Annotated in this window: 10 protein-coding genes and 2 pseudogenes; 7 read left to right on the top strand and 5 right to left on the bottom strand. The window is 59.5% G+C overall.

Annotated elements, in window-relative coordinates:
- Window position 1: 1 nt before the first annotated feature.
- Entirely contained in the window at window positions 2-532 is a 531-nt protein-coding gene (locus BMY45_RS07890) for a tripartite tricarboxylate transporter TctB family protein (protein ID WP_177193318.1), read from the bottom strand.
- Window positions 533-1,089: 557 nt separating this feature from the next.
- On the opposite strand from BMY45_RS07890, the gene BMY45_RS07885 reads away from it, so the two are divergent.
- From BMY45_RS07885 to BMY45_RS07875, 3 genes are read left to right on the top strand one after another with little or no spacing between them, the layout of a single operon-like run.
- On the top strand, window positions 1,090-1,887 hold the full coding sequence (locus BMY45_RS07885) for an enoyl-CoA hydratase/isomerase family protein (protein ID WP_092396339.1): 798 nt from the start codon (window positions 1,090-1,092) through the stop codon (window positions 1,885-1,887).
- Window positions 1,884-4,013, top strand: coding sequence for an acetate--CoA ligase family protein (locus tag BMY45_RS07880; protein ID WP_092396337.1), 2,130 nt, complete (start codon window positions 1,884-1,886; stop codon window positions 4,011-4,013). Before BMY45_RS07885 ends, BMY45_RS07880 begins: the two co-directional genes overlap by 4 nt.
- Entirely contained in the window at window positions 4,006-6,087 is a 2,082-nt protein-coding gene (locus BMY45_RS07875; protein WP_092396335.1) for a 3-hydroxyacyl-CoA dehydrogenase NAD-binding domain-containing protein, read from the top strand. The genes BMY45_RS07880 and BMY45_RS07875 overlap by 8 nt, the downstream gene beginning before the upstream one ends.
- Before the next feature lie 306 nt (window positions 6,088-6,393).
- Here the strand turns inward: BMY45_RS07875 and BMY45_RS07865 are convergent, their stop codons facing one another.
- From BMY45_RS07865 to BMY45_RS07855, 3 genes are all read right to left on the bottom strand, one after another.
- Entirely contained in the window at window positions 6,394-6,801 is a 408-nt protein-coding gene (locus BMY45_RS07865; protein WP_092396333.1) for a VOC family protein, read from the bottom strand.
- Window positions 6,802-6,824: 23 nt separating this feature from the next.
- Window positions 6,825-7,250: a YciI family protein gene (locus tag BMY45_RS07860; protein ID WP_092396331.1), complete on the bottom strand. Its 426-nt coding sequence runs from the start codon at window positions 7,248-7,250 to the stop codon at window positions 6,825-6,827.
- 167 nt (window positions 7,251-7,417) lie between these two features.
- On the bottom strand, window positions 7,418-8,362 hold the full coding sequence (locus BMY45_RS07855; protein WP_092396329.1) for a helix-turn-helix domain-containing protein: 945 nt from the start codon (window positions 8,360-8,362) through the stop codon (window positions 7,418-7,420).
- 266 nt (window positions 8,363-8,628) lie between these two features.
- Between BMY45_RS07855 and BMY45_RS07850 the strand changes: the two genes are divergently transcribed.
- Window positions 8,629-9,393 carry an SDR family NAD(P)-dependent oxidoreductase gene (locus BMY45_RS07850; RefSeq protein ID WP_092396327.1) on the top strand — a complete coding sequence of 255 codons (765 nt, stop codon included), beginning with the start codon at window positions 8,629-8,631 and terminating at the stop codon, window positions 9,391-9,393.
- Between the two features lie 326 nt (window positions 9,394-9,719).
- Window positions 9,720-9,977 (top strand): Atu4866 domain-containing protein, encoded by a 258-nt coding sequence (locus BMY45_RS07845; RefSeq protein WP_218189641.1) that lies wholly within the window; start codon window positions 9,720-9,722, stop codon window positions 9,975-9,977.
- A 117-nt stretch (window positions 9,978-10,094) separates the two neighbouring features.
- Here the strand turns inward: BMY45_RS07845 and BMY45_RS07840 are convergent.
- Window positions 10,095-11,138, bottom strand: a pseudogene (locus tag BMY45_RS07840) (sigma 54-interacting transcriptional regulator); the annotation flags it as partial.
- A gap of 309 nt (window positions 11,139-11,447) precedes the next feature.
- On the opposite strand from BMY45_RS07840, the pseudogene BMY45_RS28610 reads away from it, so the two are divergent.
- Both BMY45_RS28610 and BMY45_RS28605 read left to right on the top strand, forming a co-directional pair.
- Window positions 11,448-12,602, top strand: a pseudogene (locus BMY45_RS28610) (FIST signal transduction protein); the annotation flags it as partial.
- Window positions 12,603-12,797: 195 nt separating this feature from the next.
- Window positions 12,798-13,475: a methyl-accepting chemotaxis protein gene (locus tag BMY45_RS28605; protein WP_371913919.1), complete on the top strand. Its 678-nt coding sequence runs from the start codon at window positions 12,798-12,800 to the stop codon at window positions 13,473-13,475.
- The last annotated feature ends 67 nt before the right edge of the window (window positions 13,476-13,542 follow it).

The raw sequence follows: 13,542 nt of genomic DNA, 5'->3' as shown, positions 1-13,542 counted from the left end.
CTCAAGAAAAGCTGACACCAAGAGCCAGAACGAAGATCGCATACAACCCAAAACTCAAGCCCAATGAAACAGCAAGGATCTGGACGGGTCGACGTTCACCCACCACCAGCATGATGAGAGAAGAAAGTCCTGCGACGCCAATGATTGGCCCCAGGCTATCCAAGTAGGTACCGATACTGAGCAGCACCAAAACGGCGAGCACCACCGACACAGGTCGAAAAATCGCGACCTGTTCTTGATTGCTCCCGCGAAAACATTTGATCACGCCGAGACAGAGCATCAGAGCCACAGCAAGAAGAGCTGAAACGGCGATGATCAGGGGAAATTCACCCACGCCTATTCCATTCGGGTTTACCGGCCCAGGCAGCGTCAGGGCATCCCAGCAATACCCCCCAAACACGCACAAAAGGGCAACACCTGCAAAAACATCCAATACGCCACAGGGCGCTTTGACTACACGACCCGTACTACACTGATCTCTTACCGATTCCTTCGGCCTATCCGGAGTCGTCGATGCACTCGATGTGTTCATTTGCATAACCTCTCACCGCGACAAAAGTCTCGGATTTTCCACGCCTGCCAGTGGCGCGATTGTTTTTATATTTATGGGCTGCCGACTTCCTGATGTCGCCAGGCAAACGTTCGCCCAGCGCCAGCTGTAGATTTAACAACCAGCAGAACTCAACCCGGCTTTTTTACCGCGCCCCCACTATGACTGAACGCACAGCAGCCCTGAACTGAGAATTTATTTGGTCTAGAGCAGCCGGTTGTTTGGCATCGGCCAACAGAACCTCAATGGGGCCGATGCTCAGTCGCCCAAAAACCGTGCACCTGACAGATCGGCGTCCTTAGTTTGGCGCTCTCAGTCCACTCGTTGCTGCAAAACCCGAACGACATCCCAACGTTTTGTTAGACCAATCGGCATGTTTAGTCATTTGAACACCTGACTCGTTAACTCAAGAATGCTCAATAGGATGACTGAAGGACTGACTGTCCCAAGCGTCAGATAAGTTGGCACTCACACAGTCAGCCTGCCATTCCGCCAGGCATAACTCGAATCGGTTTAATTAAATTACAAGAGACCAAACAATGAGTCAGAACAATCTCATCACCTACCACCAAGAGAACGGGGTTGCCATCCTGACCCTGAACCGGCCAGAAAAACGTAATGCAATGAGTGATGCCATGCGCGCTGAGTTGGTAGAGCTGTTGGAGGGCTTGCGTGGCGACCGTAAAGTTCGCGCTCTGATCATTACAGGCACCGGTAAAGGCTTTTGTGCTGGAGGAGATATCTCCGGAATGCAAGCACGCATGGAAGCGGATCCAGCGGTCGTTGGGTTCAACGGCTGGGAGCGCCAGCAAGGCGTTCACTATGCCGCCAGCCTGCTGCTCAACCTACCCATCCCGACTATCGCTGCCGTCAATGGAGCTGCCGCAGGTCTGGGCGCAGACCTCGCACTGTCTTGCGATTTTGTCGTCGCCGCGCGTCCAGCGACCTTCACCTGGGCTTATATCGCTCGTGGCCTCATCCCTGATGGCGGCGGCCTGTACTTTCTACCGCGGCGAGTAGGTCTTGCACGTGCCAAGGCTCTGATCTTTAGCGGCCGTCGTGTTGAAGCCGAGGAAGCGCTCCAACTGGGTATCGCAGACCGGATGTGTGAGGCAGACAACCTGCTGAGTACCGCTATCGCCATAGCCGATGAAATGAGCAGCGGTTCGCGCACTGCGATTGCACTGACCAAGTCCATCATCAACCACAGCTACGAGATGTCCGAACACCAGGTGTTCGCCGAAGGCAGCAAAGCCCAAGGTATTTGTTATACGTCCAGGGAGCACCGCGCTTCGGTGCAGGCCTTCCTCAATGCCGCCAAGGAGGCGGGCAAATGAAACAACAACTTCATGCACTGCTTAACCCGAAAAGCATCGCCGTCATAGGCGCCTCGGCAGATACCCATAAAACCTCTGGACGCCCGGTTTCCTACCTTCTGAAACACGGCTTTGGGGGCGATATTTACCCGGTCAATCCCAAAGCTACCGAAATCCAGGGCTTACCCTGCTACCCCAATATCGAGTCGTTACCGCAAGCCCCTGATGTGGGTCTAGTGCTGCTCAGCGCAAAACGCAGCATTGAGGCCGTCCGCTCTCTAGCCAAGCTTGGCTGCAAAGCTGCCGTCATCCTGGCCAGCGGTTTTGCCGAGGCGGGTGAAGACGGACATGATCTGCAGCAGGAGCTCAAAGCAGCCGCAGGCTCGATGCGCCTTCTGGGTCCGAATACCATCGGCCTGGTCAACCTGTCCGCACGCATCCCACTCTCGGCCAGCGGCGCCCTTGAGATCACCGACCTGCCGGCAGGTCATGTGGCGGTGGTCTCCCAGAGTGGTGGGATTCTCGGTGCCCTGCTCTCCCGCGCAGCAGGCCGCGGCATCGGCCTCTCTTCGCTCATCTCCACCAGCAACGAGGTGGATCTTGAGGTCAGCGACTTCATTGACTACTTGGTCGATGATGAGAATACCAAGGTAATCGCGCTCTATCTGGAGAGCATCCGCAACCCTCAGCGCTTCCGAGAAGTCGCGCTGCGTGCCCGGGAAGCGGGTAAACCGCTGGTAGTGTTCAAGATTGGTCGTTCCGAAGCCGGTGCCACCGCCGCCAGCTCACATACCGGCGCACTGGCCGGTGAGGACCGAGTCTACGATGCGTTCTTCCGGGAACTGGGCGTGATTCGTGCCAACACCTTTGACGAATTCCTCGACATTCCGGCGGTGCTGGTGACCGGTCGCCCGTTGGCTGGCCGCCGTGTAGCCATTCTGACCTCCACCGGAGGCGCAGGAACGCTGATCGCTGACAGCCTGGGGATGAACCATTTCGACACCCCCAAACCGGATGCCGACACCGCCGAGAAGCTGCGTGCACTGCAGGGTGATACCCCCACCGCTCTGGACCGCAACCCGATCGACGTGACGCTGGCCGGACTTCAACCTGACCTGCTGCGCCAAGCGATCCGCACGCTGTTGAAAAGCGACAGCTACGATGCGCTCGTGGTGATCATCGGATCATCAGGTCTGGCCATGCCCGATCTGGTCGTCTGCGCCATCCAAGATTGCCTGGACACCAACAATAAACCAGTGCTTGCGTATGTCAGCCCCTATGCACCGGATACGCTCAAGCGCCTCAACAGCGCCGGGATTCCGGGATTCTGCTCCCCGGAAAGCTGCAGTGCCGTGCTCGAAGCCTTGTACTTCAGGGCTCAACCTCTACCCTCCACACATGCGGCACCCACTGCCCAGCTTCCCGACATGACCGCGCTGGCCGAGGGCTCTATCGATGAAGCGGCCGCCAAGGCCTTGTTTAGCCAAGTGGGTATCAGCGTGCCGGAAAGCCGTGTGGTCACCAGCCGTGAACAAGCCGTCCATGCCGCTCGCGAACTGAGTCAACCGGTAGTCCTCAAGGTGTTGGACGCCAACCTGCTGCACAAGAGCGATATTGGTGGTGTAGCCCTGCATCAGACTGCCGACACCATCGGCGCGCGCTTCGACCAGATGATCACGGATGTGGGCAGTCACGTCGGTTATCGCCCAGATCGGTTCCTGATCGAAGCCATGGTAGCGGGCGGCCACGAACTCATTCTCGGTGCCAACCGCGATGCCCTTGGTACGGCGATCCTGCTAGGTGCCGGCGGTGTCACAGCCGAACTGTTCAAGGACACCACTCTGTGCATGTTGCCGGACCATGGGGGGCTGACGCTTGAGCAAGCCAGGGCGATGATGGAGAAACTGACCACCTGGCCGTTACTCAATGGCTATCGCGGCTCCGTGCGTCGGGATATCGAAGCACTTGCCCAGGCGATCGTTAACTTCTCAGCCCTGGTCGCCGCACTAGGCGAGCGTCTGGTGACATCCGAAATCAACCCACTCTTCATCCTGCCCGAAGGCCAGGGTGTTGTGGCGGCCGATGCCGTACTGGTCCTGAATCAGGCAAGCGCCCACGCAGTCACCGGAGAAAGGCGCTATGGCTGAAGCAAAAAATGGCAGCCGGGTTCACCTTGCCTATGAAGGTGACATCGCGGTCATAACCATCGATAACCCTCCCGTCAACAGCAGCACTGAAGCAGTAAGAAGAGGAATCCTGTCCGCGTTGGCGGACATCGATGTCGAGCAGACGCGGGCGGTCGTTCTGACCGGCGCCGGGCGCAATCTGATGGCCGGCGCCGATTTGCGCGAGCTTGAAGACGAACCCACGGAACCCACCTTGCCCCAGGTTACATCGGCCCTGGAAGCCTGCCCTCTGCCGGTGATTGCAGTCGTCAAGGGATACGCGCTCGGCGGCGGTTTGGAGCTGGCCCTGGCCTGTGATGTAAGGCTGGCCACGGCAAATGCCACCGTGGGCCTACCGGAAGTAACGGTGGGTATCATCCCTGGTGCCGGTGGCTCGCAACGCTTACCTCGAGCGGTCGGTGTTTCAACAGCGCTCAACATGATCGTAACCGGAAAACCGGTCAACGCAGCCAAGGCCTTGGAGCTTGGTCTGGTAGATCATCTGTTGAGGGAAACCGATGCTCAAGCTCAGCACGCTGAAGTTCTGTCCTTTGCATGCGGCTATAAAGGGGGCAAAAGGCCATTGAGCTCGCGCGCTGTCCCCCGGGAGGAAAAGGCAGCACTGAAAGCGCTGGCCCACAAGCTGATAGCCAGTTGTCGTGGCCTCCCTGCGGCAGCCGTTGCGGCAGAGGTGGTCCTGGCAGCCGATGAGCTGAGCTTCGCAGATGCCATCGTCAGGGAGCGCTCACACTTTCTTGCCCTACGCGGCAGCGAATCGGCCAAGGCCCTGCGCTATCTGTTCTTTGCAGAGCGTACCGAGCCACATACTCCAGAGCAGCAAGTGGCCGGACGCACGCTCGAGCGAATAGCAGTCATGGGTGCCGGCACCATGGGCAGCGGCATCGCACTTTGCGCGTTGAATGCCGGATACACCGTCGACCTGATTGACCTGAACCCGGACGCTCTCGAAGCCGGTGTAAGCCGCATCAAGAGCGAACTGGAACGAGAAGTTGAGCGGCAGCGTTTGAGTGCCCACAACCGCGATGCCACCCTTACCCGCCTTAGGGCAACTCAGGATATTCAAGTCGTTTCAAATGCCGACCTGGTGATCGAAGCCATCATCGAAGAGCTGGGGGCGAAACAGTCGCTGATCAACAAGCTGGCCGCACTGGTGCGCGAAGATACTCTGCTGGCGACCAACACTTCCTATCTCGATATCGACAAGATCGCTGTGGGCATCTCCCACCCGGAGCGCGTGCTGGGTCTGCACTTCTTCAGTCCTGCGCATCGCATGTCGCTACTGGAAGTCGTGCGCGGCAGCTCGACCCGCGATGAAACGCTTTGTACAGCGCTGAAGTTTGCCGACCGCCTGAAGAAAAAGGCGATCGTCGTCAACAACTCCTGGGGCTTTGTCGGGAACCGGCTATACGCCGCCTATCGTCGCCAGTGCGAGTTCATGCTCGAAGAAGGCGCAAGCCCCGAACAGATCGACGCTGCCCTCGAGAGTTACGGCTTCGCCATGGGACCGTTCAAGGTGGCCGACATGTCGGGACTGGATATCGCCTGGAGGATGCGCCAGCAGACCGCCCATACGCGTCACCAGCGTCGCTACGTTGGTATTGCGGACCTCATCTGCGAAGCCGGTCGCCTGGGGCGCAAGACTGCCAAGGGCTACTACCTGTATAGCGATGACAACCAACCGCGAACCGACGCCGCCGTCGCCGAGATCATCGCCCATTACCGTCTTGAAAAAGGCATCGAGCCAAAACCATTCAGTCGTGAAGAAATACAGCAACGCGCCGTGCTGGCGTTGATCAACGAAGCCTTGCTGCTGCTCGGAGAAGGCGTCTGTCAGCGCCCGGAGGATATTGATATCGCCTTAGTCCACGGTTACGGATTTCCCCGCTGGCGGGGTGGGCCGATCTTCATCGCCCGCCAGATGGGATTGACCGAACTGAATGCCGCTCTGGACCGCTTCGTCGACGCTTCTGGCAAAGGTCAGGAACGTGGTGATGCGGTCCTGATAAAACTTGATGCCAATAGCGCGAAGGAGTGACAACAAGACCGCGCTGAATCAACTGGACCACCGGCAAGGTCGCTACGGGCTTTGCAGCATGTGCGTGGGTGTAGGCCAAGGCGTAGTCCTCATCATAGAGCGCCTCTGACCTGATACGCATGCCGTCAAATACACGCAGGCGCGCCGCAAGGACGCCCGCTTCAGCCCGGCTGACCAGAGTCTGCAGCCGGGTTCATCGACCCAGCTGTGTTGACCCCATACCTGATAAGCGCCGAGAAATAGGTTGATCCGGATATTCTCCTTCTACCCTGCTCCTACTGCGCCGACGATCAAGACCCATTCGGCTTATTTCCCTCCCTCACAATTGACCATCCAGGCGATCCCGAAACGGTCTTCGAACATGGCAAAGCGTTCCGCCCAAAAGGTCTTCGCCAAGGGCATCTGCACGTTGCCCCCCGCACTCAAGCCATTAAACAGCCGCTCGGCCTCCTCCACGCTGTCGACGTTGAGGGAAACCGACACACCTTGCGGCTTATGAAACGGCTGGCCTGGCGGGCAATCGGAAGCCATCAGACTGAAACCGTCGACCGTCAGGCAGGCGTGCATGATCAGGTCAGCGTCCTTGGGCATGCCGACGTCCTCGGGCGCCTCGGCAAACGACATGGAAAACAGCTCGCCACCCAGTACGTCCTTGTACAACGCAAAGGCTTCCTTGCAGCGGCCGTTGAAGGTCAGGTAAGGGATGATTCTCATGCTCGGATCTCCTGTAGTCGGCGTCACGATTGATTGGACAACTGCGCCCGCACGCGCTCTTCCTGCTCGCGCAACTCGGGGGTCAGGGTTTCGCCAAAATCCTCGGCTTCGAAGATCTGGCGGATCTCGATTTCACTGTCGCTGACCATCGGGTTCGGGCAGCGCTTGACCCAGTCGATGGCTTCCTGCAGCGACTGGACTTGGAAGATCCAGAAGCCGGCAATCAATTCCTTGGTTTGCGCAAACGGCCCTGCGACGACGGTTCGGCTCTTGCCGGAAAACTGCACGCGCACACCCCTGGCGCTCGGGTGCAGGCCCTCGCCGGCCAGCATCACCCCGGCCTTGAGCAATTCTTCATTGTAGGCGCCCATGGCAGCCAGCAATTCTTCGCTAGGCATCTGTCCGGCTTCCGATTCCGGACTGGCTTTGACGATCACCATAAATCGCATGCGCTTATCTCCTGAGAGTGGATGGCTTGAGCCGCCCTTGTGGTGGCTCTGCGGACTAATCGAATGGCAATGGTGGAAATCGACAGCCTGACGCAATTATTTTTTTCGACCGGTCGTGTGCGCGATCCGAACGAACATGGCAAACCGCAGAAACGCTCAAACAGCCGTCACGCCCGGCGATAGGCGCTGGGCGTGACACCCACTTCGCGGCGAAACACCTGGGAAAAATGGCTGGGGCTCGAGTAGCCGACCTCCAATCCGACATCGATGATACTTCGGTCCGTCTCCAACAGCAGATGCCGGGCGCGGCTCATGCGCAGGCGGATGAAATACTGCGAGGGTGACAGCCCGGTGGCGCGCTTGAACATGCGGCTGAAGTGGTACTCGCTCAGTTGCGCAACCCGCGCAAGATTGGCGAGGCCGAAATCGGCGGCAAGCCCCTCGGTCATTGCCTCGATGACACGGCGCAGTTTGTAGGCCTGCAATGCGTTGCTGCGCCGGGCACTGCGGTTTGGGTCAAGGTAGCGCCGCACCAAATGCACGGCCAGCGCCTGAGCCAGGCTGTGGGCAAACAAGGGGCTCGGCTGGCGCTCGTCGATGAGCTCCTGGCGCAGTTGCTCCAACAGGAAACTGATTCGTTCATCCCGGGCACCGGAAACATCGAGGAAGGTGACCGGGTCGGCATGCTCGCCCAGTACCTCGCGCGCAGCTTGATCAATCAACGGCAGGCCAAGATACAGGTGCATCACCTCGAAAGCGTCGCAGCCGTGCGTCTGCCAGCGCATCTCGTAGGGCTCGCCAGTGTTGGTGAGAAAAAAGTCGCCGGTCTTGACCTCGGACGCTACCCATTGCCCACCCAGGGCGCGCTCCTCAACCCGCGCCGCGCCCGCCAGCACCCACACCAGAAGAGGCTCGACCACGGCGGGCACCAGGATAGGCTCGACGATGCTCTGATGGCTGAATCGCAACATCACCACGTCCTGCATCTGCGGACGCGGCGGCAACGTCTGCGGCGTTCCCGGCAAATAGTGCAGCATTGATTCGCCCGTAATGCGTTGAGCATCGCTGGCTGCGAGGGTTTGCGGATCGGGTTGGCGCACAGGATGCTCCATCGACAACGCTCTCTGACGAGGGCTGGTGTCAATAGGATAACGCCACGGCGACCATGAGCAAGGTCGCGGGACAGGTCGTGGCAGCTTCGGCCAGCCCCATACGATGCGCCGGCCCCCGTATGCTGGAGCAAAACCCCAACAGTCCAGGCAAGCCTGCGAAAGCCCGAACAGGCACGTTGAGAGACAGTGAAGCCGTCGATAACGACAGCGCCTCACGGGCGCGGAGCCGGCGAATGTCTCCTCGGCTCGCAACGCAGGAGAGCATCATGACTGATATCACCTACAGCATTCCCCACGAAGTCGCAGGCAAAGTCGCGCTGGTCACCGGCGCGGCCAGTGGCATCGGCAAAGCCATCGCACTGTTGCTGCACGCTCGTGGCGCCAAGATCATTGCTGAAGATCTGAACCCCGCCGTCGAAGCGCTCGCCCGCCCCGGGCTGGTGCCGTTGGTGGCGGACATCAGCGAAGACGGCGCCGCCGAACGCGCGGTCGGCCTGGCCGTCGAGCAATTCGGCCGGCTGGACATCCTGGTGAACAACGCCGGGATCATCATCAACAAGCTTGTCATCGACATGACCCGCGAAGACTGGGAGCGCATTCAGGCAGTCAACGCCACTGCGGCCTTCATGCATTGCCGCGAAGCGGTAAAGGCGATGATGCCCAACGGATCCGGGGCAATCGTCAACATCGCCTCCTACGCATCCTACTTCGCCTTTCCCACCATCGCTGCCTACACCGCGTCCAAGGGCGCGCTGGCCCAGTTGACCCGCACGCTGGCGCTCGAAGTGATCGGGCATGGCATCCGCGTCAATGCCATCGGCGTCGGCGATGTGGTGACCAACATCCTCAATGACGTGGTCGACGACGGCCCTGGCTTTCTAGCCAAGCACGGCGAAGCGGCCCCCATCGGCCGCGCTGCGCAGCCAGAGGAAATTGCCGAAATCGTCGCCTTCCTCGCCTCGGACCGTGCGAGCTTCATGGTCGGCTCGGTGGTTATGGCCGATGGCGGCATGACCGTCACCGCGGGCTAATGCGGCGTTGTCGCTGCACGCACCGGGCAAGGATGCCCTCGGCCGGCGTCTGTTGACTTTGGTCTGGATCGATAAGCCGGTTCGGTGTCGGTTACGCCATACAGGATCAGGCAAACCCGCGACATTTTTGACATAACGGCCAAGCGGATCCACTCCCTACTCTGGACTCACGAAACAGATGACACCGGACGGCCCGGACAGGGCCATCCGAACTCGCTGTTCAAATGTGAGGGCAGAACATGAAAAGCATCAGCCGATTGTTGATCGGTACCGCTTTGAGCGCCGTTGTCGTCTCGGCTGATCTAACCGCAGAAGGAGAATGGAACATGCAACGTATTCAACCTACTACCGCCAGTCACCCCTACACCGGCCTGTGGATCACCGCTGATGGGAATATTCGCCATGAGCTGTTGCCAAATGGGCGCTACGACGAGGCTCGCGGAAATCGCGAAAGTGCTTATCAGGGGCGTTACGAGGTGGAAGGCGATTACATCCGCTACTGGGACGACACGGGCTTCACTGCCGATGGAACGTTTCGCGACGGCGTCCTCTACCACGCCGGGATGGTGCTCTATCGCAAGTGACAGAGAAGCCCGGCTCTTTTTGGCCGGGCGTTTCTCGTCTCGCCAGCTTAAGGATGCATAAAACCAGCATCGGGCGGCGATTGGTCGTCCGTTTCACCGTCAGCGTTGCGCCACCGGCTAAGAACGGAACGCATCAACCTTGAGCCCATACCGACTCATCTTGTTGTACAACCCACCACGCGACACATTCAGCCGTTGAGCCGCCAGGCGGATGTTTCCGCGCGTGTCTGTGAGGGCGGCAATGATTGCATTCATTTCATGGGTGCCAAGGTCCGGCGCCGTCCGAGGTTCAGGGGCGCTTCCCCACGTCGATGGTCGCCCTCGCTGCCTGATCTCCAGCGCAAGATCACCTGGCTGGATCAGTTCGCTCATCGCCAGGTTGGTCGCCCGTTCAATGACGTTTTCCAGCTCGCGAACATTGCCCGGCCAATCGTAGGCGCCAAGCATATCCAGCGCCCCGGCTGAAAGGTCCCGCGTCGACTTGCGGAGCGACCGGGCACAACGCGCGAGAAAATGCCGTGCCAGTAACGGCACATCGTCGCGGCGCATCCGCAGCGGCGGCACTGTCAGGTTCAGGACGTTGAGCCGGTAATAAAGGTCCTCACGAAAGGCCCCCTCAGCCACCGCCTGGCTCAGGTTGCGGTGAGTGGCGGCAATGATACGAACGTTGACCCGCAGCGATTTTTTTGCCCCCACCCGCGTGACCTCGCCTTCCTGCAGGACGCGCAGCAAGCTGACCTGGGCGTCAAAGGACATGTCACCGATTTCGTCGAGGAAGATCGTCCCGCGGCGGTTTTCGCGCAACGAAACGATCCGCCCGCCTTGCTCCAGCGGGCAGACCGACACCAGACAGGCCAGATGGCTGCGGTCGTGTAGTTCAAAGGTGCAATCCAGATCCCGTACTCCTTCCCCGCCCCCAAGCAAAACTGCATCGCTCAATTCGCTCTGCCCCAGGCTCTTGAACGGACTGCCGAGCAGGTCACGGCCCACGCGGAACAACTGCCGGGCGTAATGGTTGAGCGCCTTGATGCAGCCCTGCTCATCCAAGACCACCAAGCCTTCGTTGAGCACTTCAAGCACTGTTTGTTGCTCTTCCAGCAAGGCTTGCAGCGCCATCTGCCTCGAGACCGCCTCGGTCGCAGCCTGGACGGTGCCCAACGTAGATTACGCGAGCCAACCCCCGTCACCCACCAGGCCATGCACCGGATCTCCCGGACATATACCAAAGTCGCTGGCCAACAGGCGTAGAAAACCCAACCCAAAAGCCCCTGTGGACTCAGGCCGGAAATAGCTACGTTGTAGCTGGGTTCTACGCAGAGGGTCTTAGACTGCTTTCCTGTACTACCTGAACGCCGCCACACCCTCCTGCGTAGTAAATCCTCCCCAGCACAGCCAACCGTGACCAATACAGCGGAAGGACTCTGCACGCATACCTCGTACGCGTCACATCGCACTCAACCGAGTCCAGCCATGAACCTACTGAATCTCTTCGACAAGGCCCGCGCCCATACTCAAGGTACGGTCAGCGTGGTCTGCACCTCTGCCGAACTCGACCAGGCGTTGGCCGGCGTGCGTGTCACCCCGGTGTTGATCACCGGGTTCGTCTCCCCGCACCTGGACATCGACCAGGTCGCCGCCAAGGTCAAGAAGCGCTTCGCCAACAGCGCCATCAGTCTGTGCACGACGTCGGGCGAGCTGTGCAACGGTGCGAACACGCTGTACTGCCAGACCGGCGAAACCTGGGACCGGGTGGTGCTGCAATTGTTTGACGCCAGTGTGATTGTGTCGGCCGAGGTGGTCATGGTGCCGCTGGAGTGCGAGGACATCCGCGGTGGCGGCAAGCGCTTGGCCATGCGCGAGCGAATCGCCAGATTGGTGAATAACATCAAGCAGGCGCGAGTGAACACGCCCATTGATCATCGCGATACCTTGGCCTACGTGGTGTTCGATGGACTTTCGGCTTCCGAGTCGTTCTTTATGGAAGCGCTCTATGAGTCTGGGCGCTTCCCCTGTCTGTTCGTCGGCGGCTCAGCCGGTGGCAAGACGGATTTCAAAAAGACCCTGATCAGTGACGGCCAACGCAGTTATCAGAACCACGCGCAGATTGTCTTCCTGAAAACTGCAGCGGATGTGCGCTTCGGGGTGTTCAAGAGCCAGAACTTCCAACCTGCCGGGCTGACGTTCAACGTGCTGACCGCGTCGGTCGAAGACCGCACCATCGACCAGGTCATCGACAGCCGCGGCAATATCAAGAGCATGGTCCAGGCGCTGTGCGACGCATTCGAGTGCAGTGCCCAGGCGCTGGAAAAGAAGCTGGCCGATTATTCATTTGCCATCCGCGTGGGGGATGAGCTGTTCGTACGCTCCATTGCCCGCATCGATTATCAGCAGCAAATCATCCAGCTGTTCTGCGACGTGGCACCCGGCGAAGAGCTGGTGATGGTCAAGCGCACGCCCCTGCGCGAGGCGACCCGACTCGACTACGAGAAATTCCTCAAGGGCAAAGGCGGCCGTCCGGTGGCCGCCATTCTCAACGACTGCATCCTGCGCCGGCTCAACAACAGCAGCGACCTGGGCAGCATGGCCGGTATTTTCGGGGATGTGCCTCTGGCTGGCTTCTCGACGTTTGGTGAAATCCTCGGCCTGAATCTTAACCAGACACTTACGGCGATTTTCTTCTTCAGAGTCACCAAGGGCGCCAGTTTTGTCGATGAGTACGTCGACAACTTCATCGCCCACTATGGCGAGTTCAAGGCTTTTTTCCTGCGCCGGCAGATCAAAAAGCTGGCGGGCCTGAACCATGTCGTGGTCAAGCAGATCATGGCGTTCAAAACGAATGACTTCAGCAGCGCCTTGGACACTCGCGGTCTGGACAACACCATCTTGCCGGTGTTCGACGGCCTGACCGATCTGGGCCAGGTATTGGCCCAGGCCAGCCAGCAGCAAGCGCAGATGGCGACGCAAATCAAGCACTACTCGGGTGAGCTTCACCTGTCGATGGATGACCTGGCGGGTACGATCGACCGGCAAAACAGCGTCGCCGAGCAGGCCGGTACGACCGTCGAACAGCTTGCCACCCAAGCAAGTGAAGCAGTCGTCGGCGCCCGTGCGCTCGCCAGTTCCAGCTTGCGTATCCAGTCGATCGTACAGGTCATCCAGCAAATCGCCGGACAGACCAACCTGTTGGCCCTCAATGCGGCCATCGAAGCAGCGCGCGCCGGTGAAATGGGCAGAGGGTTTGCGGTGGTGGCTGATGAGGTCCGCAAGCTAGCGGAGATCACTCGCAAGAATGCCGCGGAAATTGGCGTGGACATTGATCTGCTCTCGACGGAGATCCAAGGCGTAGCCCAACAGATCGAAGACCAGTCCGTCGCCGTGAGCGCCCTGCGCGAGATGCTCGATGCCTTGGAAGACTCGAGCCGTACCACCGAAGGCACCGCGCAACGCACGAAGGCCATCGCCGACACCTTGACCGGGTTGACCCATGCCAATGCTTGAGTAACTGCCACAGGGTTTGGTGTCGAGTCCGGATGTTGTATGCCCCCCGCAATCCCTTGTGGGAGCG

It is taken from the genome of Pseudomonas sp. NFACC39-1 (genome assembly GCF_900110355.1).
Classification (GTDB): Bacteria; Pseudomonadota; Gammaproteobacteria; order Pseudomonadales; family Pseudomonadaceae; genus Aquipseudomonas; species Aquipseudomonas tehranensis.
The sequence above is the reverse complement of the archived record's forward strand: the minus strand, read 5'-3'. Positions and strand labels throughout refer to the sequence as shown.

Bases quoted from the DNA above. Each gene is read 5' to 3' on its own strand.
- BMY45_RS07880 (WP_092396337.1), top strand. From the start codon at position 1,884: ATGAAACAACAACTTCATGCACTGCTTAACCCGAAAAGCATCGCCGTC.
- BMY45_RS07855 (WP_092396329.1), bottom strand. From the start codon at position 8,362: ATGGAGCATCCTGTGCGCCAACCCGATCCGCAAACCCTCGCAGCCAGC.
- BMY45_RS07890 (WP_177193318.1), bottom strand. From the start codon at position 532: ATGAACACATCGAGTGCATCGACGACTCCGGATAGGCCGAAGGAATCG.
- BMY45_RS07875 (WP_092396335.1), top strand. From the start codon at position 4,006: ATGGCTGAAGCAAAAAATGGCAGCCGGGTTCACCTTGCCTATGAAGGT.
- BMY45_RS07860 (WP_092396331.1), bottom strand. From the start codon at position 7,250: ATGCGATTTATGGTGATCGTCAAAGCCAGTCCGGAATCGGAAGCCGGA.
- BMY45_RS07885 (WP_092396339.1), top strand. From the start codon at position 1,090: ATGAGTCAGAACAATCTCATCACCTACCACCAAGAGAACGGGGTTGCC.
- BMY45_RS07865 (WP_092396333.1), bottom strand. From the start codon at position 6,801: ATGAGAATCATCCCTTACCTGACCTTCAACGGCCGCTGCAAGGAAGCC.
- BMY45_RS07850 (WP_092396327.1), top strand. From the start codon at position 8,629: ATGACTGATATCACCTACAGCATTCCCCACGAAGTCGCAGGCAAAGTC.
- BMY45_RS07845 (WP_218189641.1), top strand. From the start codon at position 9,720: ATGCAACGTATTCAACCTACTACCGCCAGTCACCCCTACACCGGCCTG.
- BMY45_RS28605 (WP_371913919.1), top strand. From the start codon at position 12,798: ATGGCGTTCAAAACGAATGACTTCAGCAGCGCCTTGGACACTCGCGGT.